This is a genomic window from Paenibacillus sp. NPDC057934, from assembly GCF_042887565.1.
Taxonomy (GTDB): Bacteria; Bacillota; Bacilli; order Paenibacillales; family Paenibacillaceae; genus Paenibacillus_AQ.
In genome coordinates this window covers 1-13,662 of sequence record NZ_JBHVPB010000003.1, presented here as the reverse complement: position 1 = coordinate 13,662, position 13,662 = coordinate 1, and the positions used below count along the sequence as shown (strand labels likewise).

The following is a 13,662-nucleotide window of genomic DNA, read 5'->3' as shown; positions in this document are numbered from 1 at the left end:
CTTGTATTTTTTCAGTTTCAGTACGTTTATTCACCTGTAAAAAAGGCCAACCAGCAATATCGCTGATTGGCCTTCTTCTATACTAGCGCTACTGCTCGACTAAATATTCTGTAGCAGAGAGTACTAGCGCTGTGGAACACCATACACTCCAAATTCCCATAACGAATATCCGTAGGGCAGACCACGTTCCGTACCGACCAGGCGTACATGCCGAGCCTGAACGTCCTGAAGCGGGAGTTTCTCCAGTCCGCCAACTCCGTTATTCGTGGAGAACACGGTTTGCCAGTCTCCATCCCCCGGCTCCGCCGCGGTAGAGACTTCAATTCGGTAACCTTTGGCGTATGCTCCTTCCCAGTTCAGTTCAATCGCGTTCAGAAGATAGATTCCCCCTAGATCCACTGCGATCCAGTGATTGTCACTGTGTTCCGATTCCCAGCGGGTACCTGGATCACCGTCAAATGCCAAAGCTGCAGGAGTAAGGGCTGAAGATGAACTCACCGTTTTATGAAGCGCTACGTTCACAGCAGTCGAAGGGGCTGCCTTTAGCGTCTGAACGACAGTTGCATCTGCATATCCCTCCGCTGATACCTTAATCGAATAATCCTTGGCCTGGGTAAATACCGTAGGCTCAAATGAAAGGGTGCCTGCTGCAATCGTGTACCCTTGAGTCAGAGCGACACCATCTACTTTTACCGATGATATGGCCTCCCGCCAAGCAGCATTGTCTGCAAAACTCACCGTAATGTGCTGACCGACAATATTGCCCAAGGAATCCGCCGTCAGAACCGGGGCCGTCTTCACATCCGGCTGACCGGGACCTTCTGGCCCTGGTGGTTCTCCGCTTCCATCACGAGTACCATACACCTCAAATTCCCACAAAGAATATCCATACGGCGTCCCGCGTGTAATTCCATACAGTCTGACATGACGCGCTTCCACACTGTTCAATGTGATTTCTTCCAAACCTCCGAGACCGTTCTCCTTGGCGTATACCTCTTTCCAGTCCCCTTCGCCGGGAACCGCCGCCGTAGAAGTTTGAATCTGGTAACCCTTGCCGAATGCGCCTTCCCAGCTCAGCACAATACTCTCGAGTTTGGAGACAGCGCCAAGATCAACCGCGATCCATTGCGGGTCCGTAGCATCCGACTCCCAGCGGGACTGAGCATTGCCGTCAAAAGCATTACTTGCAGGCTGCTTCGCACTGGAGGCGGTGGCTTGTTTATGAAGTGCCAAATTCTCCGCGTCAGTCTTGATTTTCTGCACTACTGTGGCATCGGCATAGCTCGTGGCCGAAACTGTAATTGTATAGCTGCCCGCGCTAGGGAACAATCCAGCATTCAGCACTATTGCCCCCGCATTAACCGTGTACTGATCCTTGGCGACAACAACATTATTGATCTTCACCCCTTGGATGGCCCCCCGCCATACCGCGTTGTCCGCAAAACGGAGTGTAATTGGACGACCAACCTTGTTATCTGTTGTATTTTCCGCGAGTACCGGCGAAGCCTTCACTTCTCTAATCGCCACATCGTCGATAAAAATACTATGCTCCTTGCCATTTGTGGTACCATCCACATTACCGAGCAGATAGATCAGCTTCAGCGTCGTTGCATTACCTGGAGTAATCGCAGCCTTATACACTGCTTCACGATCTCCGTTAATGCTGTAAGTAAGCTTATTCGTGCCTGCATAGCCGTTCAGTTCAACAACAATTGGACGATCTAGCGTAGACCACGCCTTGAAGCTAAGTTCATAAGCCTTTCCGCCTTCCAGCTGGATCCCTTCCTGCATCAGTTGGGTTGACCAGTTAAAAGGAACTTTCCATTCGTTATCGTTGCCGCCGTCATAATGGATATCAATCTTGGAGACTCCGTCTACGACGTTCCAGTCAGACCAATCGGCAGCATTTTTCCATACATCCCAGTGGGCTTTTCCATTAGACATGGAGCCATTATAGACGAGGTTGCCATCACTGCTGAATATAGATTGCTTAACAGTAGCTGGAGCGTACCCGTTCGCTTCTACAGTAATCGTATAATTACCTTCTGTCTCAAAAAGCTCTGCTGCCAGCGTCAATCGGTCGCCCGAAGCCGTATACTTGCTTGACGGAACGATACTCTCTCCAATCTTCACAGATTGGATGGCCTGACTCCAAGCTTCCGCTCCCTTATAAGCGATTACCACCGGTGCGCCTACAACATTGCCGGTCCGGCTCGGTACCAGTGTCGGTGGCCGTTTAACAGGGGCGTCCTTGATCTCGAACACTACATTACTAATCACGATATCATGAATAGCAGACGGACTGGATGAGGTTTTGCCAAGAATGAACTTCAATGCAACCAAATCATCTGATCCAGCTCTGAAGGTATACGCAAAATGCTTCGTTTCCGGAGTCAGATCAATCGGTCCGGTCTCAAAACGCCGGGTGTAGCCCGCATTCTCGAGCGACGCCTCGATATTTCGGGCAACCGTGGAACTTGCATCAAAGGACAGTACATACTCGAAGCCCTTTGTCAGGGGCAAGCCGGATTGGTTCAGCATCACATTCCAGGCTTCGCCTCCGGGATTGGATACTGTGATCTTGGCCTTGCCACCTTCACCAGAGAACGTTGCTGCCCCACCTTGAACGAATGGCTCCCAACCTTCCAGACCTAGCGCGAAATCACCGTTAACCAGCGGGAACAGCTTCACGCCCGAGTAGTCCACATTATTATTGGTCGTACGGATGAGGCGGACACTGTCGAGTGTGATATTGCCCAGTTCCCCGCCAAGGTCAAAGGCCAGCATCGCTTCTATATCCGTTGTTCCAGCAGGCATGGTGAATTCCAGCGTATAAGTCTTCATGTCCGGTGTTAGTTTATGGCTTTGCTCCGCATAGACCTTAACGCTATCCTTGCTAAGCAGTGAGATCTTCAAGCTTCTATCCGCTGCTGATTTAGCATCAAAGGTTAGCTTATAGCTATCCCGCTGCAACAGATTGATCCCCTTCTGCGTGAGCTGGATATCATCTGTCCCCGAACCCGGTTTACTGATCGAAACCGCCAGTTCTTTAGTAGCAGGGTCCACCGACGCCTCAGCAGAAGCGCCATTCTTCGCTGCAAAATTCCAGAAAATCATCCGATCCATCGTTCCAAGCTCAAATCCGCCATTGTAGACATGATCTCCATTATCCAGCGGCGCCTTAGGCGCATTCAGATCGACCAGCATTTCTGTCTCTTCCACCTTGACGTTGCCAATCCATACAGGAAGCGTACTTTGGCCCATATTGAATTCCAATCGCGCCCCAAGATCCGTATTCTCCGTCATTTGGAAAATAAAGCTATATTGTTCCGACTGCTCCTTGAGCGCCGCTGAGAACACATCCGAATACGCTGCCCATGCTCTGTCGGCTCCACCCGACAGCTTAACGTTCAGGTTCCGGGCTGATCCCGCCTTCGCATCGAAGCTCACTTTGTAATAGTGGCCGGAGACCAAAGAGACCTTCTGGATCATCTGCACCGAATAATCGTTGTTGCCTCCGGCGGTGATGTTCATCTTGGCGTATGGTGTCCCCAGGATAGCCTCGACACTTGCCGTCGCCGCGCCACCTGTTCCAGTTACCGCGTTCCAATATACAGGATCAAGAGTATCGTCCGGTGTAATCGCCTTGAATCCCTTCTCGTAGGCAGTATCGTATACATAGTTTCCGTTAATGGCTTTCTTGGCATTGTCCGGAATAGGCTCCTTGACCAGTTCAGGCTCCACCGGTGTCTTGTAGTCCCGACCAGTCAACTCATAGACACGAACATAATCGACTAGCATTTGTGCAGGCAGTTTCGAGGCGGGCGGTTCCAAACCACCGTCATAGTTGCCGCCAACAGCCAAATTGAGAATCATGTAATATGGCTCGTCGAACGGTGCCGGATAAGCATTTTTCTCCGGTTGTCCTGTGCTCCAGCTGTACCAGTTACTTTCCTTGAAGAAAAGAACGCCATCCACGTACCAGCGGATTTCTCCCGGTTCCCATTCAACCGCATACGTATGGAAATCCGTGATGGATTCTCCCGCAGGGAAATTATAATGGCCCCCGCTGGCCTTGTTGTTGGGACTGCTCTTTCCATAGTGAAGAGTTCCGTCAACCACATTTGGAGTCCGACCTCTTGCTTCCATAATGTCAATTTCACCGGAAGCCGCCCAGGTACCGTACGCCTGATCCTTCGGCATCATCCAGAATGCCGGCCACAGCCCCTGGCCTTCCGGCAGCTTGATCCGGGCCTCAAATTTCCCATAAGCTTTGGTGAATGTAGGATTGGTCCACAGCCGGCCCGAGCTGTAAGGCTTACCGCCAACATTCTGCTCCTTCGCCTCTATGACCAAGTGACCATCTTTCACCTTAATGTTGTCCTTTTGATAATACTGCTTCTCATTGTTACCCCAGCCGTCGAGTCCGAACTCTTGGCCGGTTCCGTTCTGATAAGCCCATTTACTCAAGTCCACGCCATTAGTGTCGAGCTGCGTACCGGTGCCGGAGAATTCATCATTCCAGACCAGGCTCCACTCGCTTTCGCCTACAATCGACTGGGTCACGGGCACAGGCTCAAAGCCTGTTGCCTTAACTGTCACTGTGTATTCCCCTGTGTGCTCAAAGACAGTAGCACTCAGCGTCAGCACCCCTGCTGTCAACGTGTACGAAGAATCCGGCAGACGGACGTTGTTCACCAACACCTCGGTGACGGCCGTTCTCCAAGCAGGAAGATCAGCAAAAGTAAGCTGAATCGGTGCTCCCGGCTGATTGGCTGATGCATCCGGGGACAGGACAGGACCTTTAGGCAAAGAAATATCGTTACCTTCCTGTGCTTTCTCGCCCGTTGCGGCCTTCGCTCCTTTGACCTCCAGGGTAATCGTATCCAAATAGACTTTATGTGCTGCAAGTTCTTCTCCGTTAACTTTTCCAAGAAGGAACTTTAGGGCTCCTATACTATTGCCCTTCAGTGTAAACTCCAGGCTATAGTGCTGAGTAGATGTATCCAGTGCCACCTTTTCATTCAGAAAACGGACATTGTCTGTACTCTCGACTACCGCTTCAATACTCCGGGGCAGCGTCGATCTCGCGAAGAAGGACAACACGTAGGTTTTGCCTTTCTCAAGCGTTTTGTCGCCCTGCATCAGCATGATATCCCATGGATTGGCGCCCGTCTTGTCAACGGTGATTTGGGCTGCATGCCCACTGCCGTCAAAGTCGGCTTCGGAGGTGCCAGGATCATACTTACCCTGCCAATGGGTATCCCATCCGTTCAATCCATCGGTGAATTCGCCGTTGTTCAGCAGGAAGGCCTTGGCCCGCGCCCCTTTTAGCTCCACCCGAACATTGTCGACGAAGACATCATGATCTCCAGAGGCAGCCAGCCCTTCCACTTTCCCTAGCAGCATTTTGAAGGAAGCTATCAGATCCCCGGTAACCGGAAGCTCGTAAGTAAAGGTCTGCATTTCCGGTGTCAACCGTACCTTCTGGTTGATATAGCGTTCATTGGCCGCGTCAACTACGATCTCAATGTCCCGGCTCTTGGTCGATCTTGCATCTACCGAGACGGTATAGGTATTGCCTTTGCGCAGCGGGAAATCATTCTGCATCAGCATGACATCCCACGGGTTATTGCCTTGACCCGCGATATGGAACTTCAATTCTCCACCCTCCGCGGAGAACTTCGTGACCTTATCCCAACCGTCATAACGCCCTTGCACATGCTCGCTCCAGCTCACTGTGCCATTGGAGAAATCGCCGTTCTTGAGCGGGAACTGCTCTTCCAGCGGCAGCTCGCCCATGTTGTTATTGGTCAGGCGTAGCAAAGAGATATCATCCAACACAAGAGTTCCGCTATTTCCGCCGAGCAGGAATATCAACTGTCCTTCAGAATCAGTGATCTCAGGCATGTCGAAGGTTACTGTTTTCTCTGCCATCGTCTCTGTCAGAGAGACCTTCTCAGCTTCCAAGTAACTTCTCAATCCATCTTTACTGCGAACAGCCACCTGAATCTCACGCGGCACATCCGCTCTTCCTTTGAACGTGAGCTGATACTTGTTCTCTGCGACGAGATTTATACCCGGTTGGTTCAGTATAACCGCTTCCGGTTGAACATCTCCGCCTTTGATGACTACAGACAACTCACGTGCCTCAATATCTACCGAGGCCGTAGCTACAGCCTGATCAGCATTGAAATGCCAGTAAGTCATGCGATCCATACGTCCCAGATCAAAAGAACCGTTGTATACATGGTTGCCATCCGCCAGCGGCTCTTTAGCCTGATCGGGATAGGCTTCAGGTGCTTCTGTCTCTACCAGCTTCACATTGCCGATCCAGACTGTGGACGGGCTGAGACCCATATTCAATTCCAGACGTGCCAACGGATCTGAATCCTTATCCATCTGGAAAGTCATCTCATAAGGCTGTACTTCTGTGCCTAACTGAGCCTCTAGCACTCTGGAGTAACTGCTCCAGCCTCTGTCTGCCCCACCGCTAAGCTTGGCGCTCAGGCTACGGCTGGAGGCGGCTTTGGCATCAAAACTCAGCTTATACCATCTGCCTTTGCCCAGCGTGACATTCTGAATGAGCTGAACTGCATGCACGGCATTACCAGGTTTAGAAATCTCGATCTTGGCAAACTTGCTACCATTTATAGTATCGGCGCTTATGGCACCGTCACCACCAAAGGTATCCATATGGACGAAATTCCAATACCGGGTATCCATTTCTACCGAAGAATCCGGCACATTCGTAAACCCTTGCTCATAACCGGGGTCATACACATAGCTTCCATTTATAGCAGACTTCGTGCCTTCCGGCAGTGGCTCCAGGGCAACGCTCGGTTCAACCGGAGTCATATATGGTCTTCCGGTCATATCATACGCGCGAACATAATCTACTACCATCTCCGCAGGAAGCTGAGAAGCGTCCGGCTCCCGATTGCCATCATATGTTCCGCCTACAGCGAGGTTCATAATCATATAGAAATTCTGATCAAACGGGGCTGGGAAGGCGTATTTGGCAGGCATATTCTTGCCCCAGCTGTCCCAGTTGTTGAGAATCTGATAGATTTCCCCGTCCACATACCAGCGGATCTCACCCGGCTCCCATTCCACAGAATACGTATGGAAATCGGTAATGTCGGTTCCTTCAGCAAAATGATAGGCCGTTCCTGTTGCACGGTTGTTCGGCCAGCCCTCACCGAAGTGGAGCGTACCGTCAACCTCTCCCGGCAGGCGTCCTCTCACTTCCATGATATCCAGCTCACCGGAGGAGGCCCACATTCCGTATTTGCTCTCGGTCGGTACCATCCAGAATGCTGGCCATAGTCCCTGACCTTTCGGAAGCTTGATTCTGGCTTCAAATTTACCATAAGTCTTATTGAAGGTCGGCTCGGTATACAGTCTGGCTGAAGTATAAGGCTTGCCCTCGAAGCTTTCCTTCTTGGCCTGAATCACCAGGCTGCCATCTACTACTTTGACGTTCTCTTTACGATAATATTGCTGCTCGTTGTTGCCCCAATCGGTCAACCCGTATTGGGAACCCGTGCCAAGCTGATAGGCCCATTTATCCAGATTCACTCCGTTGGTATCCAAATTGTTGCCCTTGCCGTCAAATTCGTCACTCCAAGCTAGTGTCCAATCCTTCTCCTCGGAAGGATTTTTCAACACTTCCTGCACAACGCTACTGTTGCTGTATCCAGTGGCTGACACGGCAATCTGGTTCTCACCAATGTTAAAGGTATCGGCCTTGAATGCGATGCTGCCCGCTCCTACCTTGTAGCGTCCGGCATCCAGGGACACGCCATTAACAGTGATTCCGCTGATTGCACTGCGCCATGCCGCTGAATCTGCAAAGCTCAGTTCAATAGTTTGGCTGACGAAATTAAACGTCGTATCCGGTGCCAGTACAGGTGGCGCCGTCGTTGGCTGACTTGTCGGCGTTGCCGTCGGCTGACTTGTTGGCGCTGTCGTCGGCTGACTTGTTGGCGCTGCCGTCGGCTGACTTGTTGGCGCCGCCGTCGGCTGACTTGTTGGCGCCGCCGTCGGCTGACTTGTTGGCGCCGCTGTCGGCTGACTTGTTGGCGCCGTCGTCGGCTGACTTGTTGGCGCCGTCGTCGGCTGACTTGTTGGCGCCGTCGTCGGCTGACTTGTTGGCGCCGTCGTCGGCTGACTTGTCGGCGCTGTCGTCGGTTGACTTGTTGGTGCTGTCGTCGGCTGGATTACCGGCCCCGAGGTCGACTGGCTTGTCGGCGACGTACTCGGTACGACATTGCCGTGAATAACGGGAGGCTGCGACGGAGCGCTACTGCTCTGAGTTGCTGCTCCTAGCACGCCTTTCTCCACTTTTACTCCGCTCTCAGCTGGCAAAGCGGCATTATTGAGCGTAACAGATGGCGCCGCATTGCTGATCTCCAGGATCGTGCCTTGGGCATCGACCTTGGTGTCGGACGCATCCGAGGCAATGCTGAGCGACTGGATGACTACGTCTTGCCCTACCTCAAGTCGATTGCTAGGCGTAAGAATATCTACGTCTCCTACCTGGCTGCCTTCGGAGATAACAACGCGTACAGGACTCTTTTTCTCAATGGATACTTTCCCGAGCTTAGAATCCTTCAGATAGACACTGAACTGCCCACCGCCATCAATATGCACACTGCCCTTAACGGTGGAATGTTCCAGGATCAGATCGCCTTCCCCCACGCCAGGAGCGACGTACAAATCTCCAGCAATATCAGCTCCATTCAGGGTCACGCCTGGCACATTTACCACTACGTTCCCCGTGCTCTTAATTCCGGATACCTTCGCATCCTGCTTATTCACGATCTGTCCCGCCAAGCGATCCAGCAACGTCACCGCCTCAGCACGGGTAATTACATTCTGTGGCCGCAGCGTATGATCCGCGTATCCGCTTACATAACCACCGGCCAATAGTCCACCCATGGCTTCGCGGGCATAGGCGCTAACTGCTGTGCCATCTCCAAATCCAGCTAATGCAGAAGCACCGCTGTCTGGAAGCTGAAATGCCCCAGCCAGCATGCGGGCAAATTGCTCCCTGTTCACCTTCTGCTCCGGCTTGAAGCTTCCGTCAGGATAACCTGTGATATAACCTGCCGCTTTAGCTGCGGATACCGTGTCCGAATACCAGGCATTGTCTTTCACATCGCTGAAGCTCCCGGCCGAAGACACTTTAAAGCCAAACAGCTTGTTGACGAGTGACGCAGCCTCAGCCCGGGTTAAGGCTTCATCCGGTCGCAGAGTGCCGTCCGGGTACCCGTGGATCAACCCTTTCTCTACCCATGAAGCCAGCGTTCCTTCGGCCCAATGAGTTACGGAAGCGGTTTCGTTTTTGGCCGCAAAGGCAGCCGGAAGATTGCTGAACACCATCAGGAAACATAACACCAGTGAGATTCCTTTTTTACGCAATTCCTGTAAACCTCCTTTTGTCTTTGAATGATACCGCTTTCAATGCCTGCTAAACCAGACTGCACAGATTCTTTCCTCCGCGCTCTCGTCTCGCACTGCTGCGCCCGATCCAAGCGGCTGAATAATTCTATGCTAGCGTATACTGCCACAGGATTCCATTATACAAAATAACGAAAGCTATACAATATTAACGGTTTTAGCCATTTATATCTGCAAAAAACCTGCAGTCCCCTATTATAGGAGAAGGCAGGCGGGTTCATATCTTAGTTATGATCCCCTTGCAGCTTGTGGAATTCCCCACTTCTTCGGAATGCCTTGGGGGTCATGCCGGTGTACTTCCGGAACAGCTGGGTATAATAGCTTTGGCTACAGAATTTGAACATGAATGAAATCTCGGAAATCGACTGATTGCTGTGGGCCAAAATGGACTTGGACTCTTCGATTTTACGACGATTGACAAACTCTGTGATCCCCATCCCGGTCTCCCGCTTGAAGCGGTCTGACAAGTAGCTTGGATGCACACTCACATGGCGGGCGATCATCCCCAGGGTCAGGTCCTGAAAGAGATGCTCCCGGATGAAATACACGGACAGATTCACAATATGAGAATAGTGAAGGGTTTCTTTTTCTCTTTTCATAACAGCAATGAACTGCAATACCATCTCGTATTCAAAACGCAGCAGCCATTCGATCTCCGTTGCCATCTCAATGTCGCGGATCAGCGTGTCACTTAATTGAAAAGCGGTCTCCGGGTCCACACCACCACGGATAATCGCTCTCGTGAACAACGTACATGAAGCGATCATGGCATTCTTCTTCGAACGCAGCGGATAGCGGGCCAGCTTGGCCGCTTCCAGTGCATTAATCTTTCGCAGCGCCTCCAGCGCCCCGTTCTCATTCCCGACGCGGATGGCTTCTAGCAGCTCATGCTCATAATCCAGCGGAGGATGAACAAAACCTTGATTTAGGTTCTCGGAACGGGTGGATAAATAGGACGGCAAAGGGATTGCTTGCTCCTGCCTTGTCATACTTCTACCCCCACCTTAAAATTTTGATAAAAAGTTAAATATATTAGTATAATCTTAGACTTTCCCGCCTTAAAATTCAATCCATAACCACCAAGGGAGGACTTAAAAAGCATGAGCTGGAACATTTCCAATCAGGGATTAACCGCAGAGACACTGCTTAATTTAGAAAGTATTTTCGCGCTGGGCAACGGGTATCTGGGGGTTCGCGGGAATTTCGAAGAAGGGTATGCCGATACTGGAATTCAGAGCATTCGTGGCACATACCTGAACGCCTTCCATGATGTAATTGACATTCCATATGGCGAGAAACTGTATGCTTTCCCGGGCACCCAGCAGAAGCTGGTGAACATTATCGATGCACAGGGCATCAACATATATATCGGTGACGAGGAAGAACCTTTCTCCCTGACCGAAGGCAGCATTGTGAGTTATGAGCGCAGCCTGCATATGGACAAAGGCTATTCAGAGCGCAAAGTCCACTTCAGAACACCTTCCGGCAAAGAACTGAAGCTTCATTTCCGCAGACTGGTCTCCTTCACACATAAGGAACTGTTCGCGATTAACCTCACGCTAGAACCAGTGAACTTCACAGGTGCAATCAAGATTGTATCCCAAGTGAACGGGGATGTCAGCAATTACAGTAACCCTAATGATCCGCGGGTCGCTGCCGGACACAGCAAACGGTTGTCTGTAGTCGGCTGCGGGATTCAGGGTGAGTATGTGCATGTCGAGAACGCCACTATGACTTCTGGTCTACGCACAGCCTGCGTTACCCGGCACGAATGGGACGGAGCTTGGACAGTTGAGGCACAGAGCAACGATCGGGCTGGCGAAGTAACAGCCACGGCTCAGCTCACGGGTCCACTGCAACTGACCAAATGGAATGTATATACCGATACCCTTCGTCATTCGGACGCTCTTGTTGAGACCGGAATTGCTCTGCAGGAAGGCCTCAAAGCCCTAACGTTCACGAATTTACTGGAACAGCAGCATCAATACCTGCAAGACTTCTGGAAGACTTCTGATATTGTGATTGAGAACGACGCCCAGCTTCAGGAGGGCATTCGCTTCAACCTGTATCAGCTTCTGCAATCCGCAGGACGCGATCCGCACAGCAATATTTCTGCCAAAGGTTTATCAGGCGAAGGATACGAGGGCCACTATTTCTGGGATACGGAAATTTACATGTTGCCTGTCTTCCTGATGACTTCTCCTGACCTGGCTCGTCAACTGCTGCTATACCGTTATTCCAAGCTGGAGCAAGCTCGTGATCGGGCTAAGGAAATGGGACACTCCAAGGGTGCATTGTTCCCGTGGCGGACGATTTCCGGTACAGAATGCTCGTCATTCTTCCCGTCCGGCACCGCTCAGTATCATATCAGCGCCGACGTTGCCTACAGTTACATTCAATATTATCTGGCTGAACAGGATAACGCCTTCCTGCTGGAATACGGCGCTGAAGTATTGTTCGAAACCGCCCGCTTGTGGATGGAAATTGGCCACTACCATGAAGGCAAATTCCACCTCGACGAAGTTACAGGACCGGATGAATACACCTGTCTCGTGAACAATAACTATTATACTAACGTGATGGCTAAGCATAACTTGAAATGGGCAGTGACTAGCTTCGAAACCCTGAAATCTTACGATGAGCAAGGCTTCCACGCGCTCACTGAACGTCTTGGCGTAACAACTGAAGAAGTTGCAGAATGGAGTCAAGCTGCCGAAGCCATGCTGCTGCCGTTCGATGAGAAGCTGGGGATCAACCCGCAGGACGACACGTTCTTGCGCAAAGCCGTTTGGGATTTCGAAAATACACCAAAAGAGAAGCACCCGCTGCTGCTGCACTACCATCCGCTCACACTGTATCGCTATCAGGTGTGTAAGCAGGCCGATACCGTGCTGGCCCACTTCCTGCTTGAGGATGAGCAAAGCGAAGAAACGATCCGTCGTTCTTATGACTACTACGAGAAAATCACGACCCATGATTCCTCGTTGTCATCTTGTATTTTCAGCATCATGGCCTCCAAGATCGGCTATCACGAGAAAGCCTATGAGTATTTCATTGAGACTGCCCGTCTGGATCTCGACAATACACACGGTAATACCAAAGACGGTCTGCATCTAGCCAACATGGGCGGCACCTGGATGGCAATTGTCTATGGCTTTGCTGGCACCCGCTTAAAAGAAAGCGGATTATCGCTTGCGCCTTCCATCCCGTCCGGATGGGAAAAATACGCATTCCGCCTGACCTTCCGCGGACGTCTGATCGCGGTAACGATCACAACAGGAAACGTGGAGTTGGAGCTGCTTGAGGGCGAAGCGTTGACGTTGAGCCTGTACGGACAGCCAGTAGAGCTGGACAGCTCGAAGCCGGTGGTTCAACCTTTGAAAGGTTAATAACCATCTCGGCTATTCCTCCGCTCTGCCCGTCTAGGAAGCAGCATACAGCTTAAGAGGCTGCCCTAAAATAAGGCATGGTCTATGATAAGACCCCACCTGTTAAAAAATCATGCAATAATCACGAAATGGCGGTGTTCAGGAAGAATCCTGAACCCGCCATTTTCTGTTTTTCGCCCATGATCGCATTCTTGAACAAATGATGAGCAAGCGATAACCGCCCGGCCTTCAGGTGTGTAGAAGCGATTGAAGGTCGGGCGGAAATACTTTAGTGACTGAATAACTGGAAATACTACCGTTAAATGATCAGAAATCGCACCTTTCGCAAGAATAACTGGAAAAACTCCTGTTAATCACTCGGATTCGCCTCGATTTCTCGTAGAAACGGAAGAATTAACTGGAGAATTTCCTTTTAATCTGAGAAAAACACTTAAAGAGAAAGAGTTAACAGTATTTTTTCCAGCTAAATCACGCACCGCATCTTATTTTTATCTGTATAAGACGAACAAAAGAAATTAACAACAAGCGAAGATGAGCGAACGGGTAAGGTTGGACTTGTAGGCACAAAGCGCACGCTTGAAAGCTTTCCATAGGAAAGCTAGCACCGGAACATAGACTGTCGTCAGATTTCAACTACAAGAAGCGGAATATTTCCCTTCACCAGTTGTTTTAACATTGAAACAGAGGGGGCATCTCCCAACTAACGGCATTTTTGTACCTCTGTCAATAGAGTGGACACAGTAAATAGGGTCAATTCGCGAGTTTTAGATTGCTGTAGTAAAGTGACTCAAAACGATCTGGAGACAGA

General features: G+C 50.8%; 3 protein-coding genes. 1 reads left to right on the top strand and 2 read right to left on the bottom strand.

Features of this window, described 5'->3' with window-relative positions; translation table 11 throughout:
- Positions 1–123 precede the first annotated feature (123 nt).
- Both ACFVRY_RS07495 and ACFVRY_RS07490 read right to left on the bottom strand, forming a co-directional pair.
- Positions 124–9,426: a hemoblobin-interacting domain-containing protein gene (locus ACFVRY_RS07495; RefSeq protein WP_387498839.1), complete on the bottom strand. Its 9,303-nt coding sequence runs from the start codon at positions 9,424–9,426 to the stop codon at positions 124–126.
- Positions 9,427–9,689: 263 nt separating this feature from the next.
- Positions 9,690–10,454: a helix-turn-helix transcriptional regulator gene (locus ACFVRY_RS07490; protein ID WP_387498837.1), complete on the bottom strand. Its 765-nt coding sequence runs from the start codon at positions 10,452–10,454 to the stop codon at positions 9,690–9,692.
- Between the two features lie 111 nt (positions 10,455–10,565).
- Here ACFVRY_RS07490 and ACFVRY_RS07485 point away from each other — a divergent pair, with 111 nt between their 5' ends.
- Complete coding sequence (locus ACFVRY_RS07485; protein ID WP_387498835.1) at positions 10,566–12,854, top strand: glycoside hydrolase family 65 protein; 2,289 nt, start codon at positions 10,566–10,568, stop codon at positions 12,852–12,854.
- Positions 12,855–13,662 lie beyond the last annotated feature (808 nt).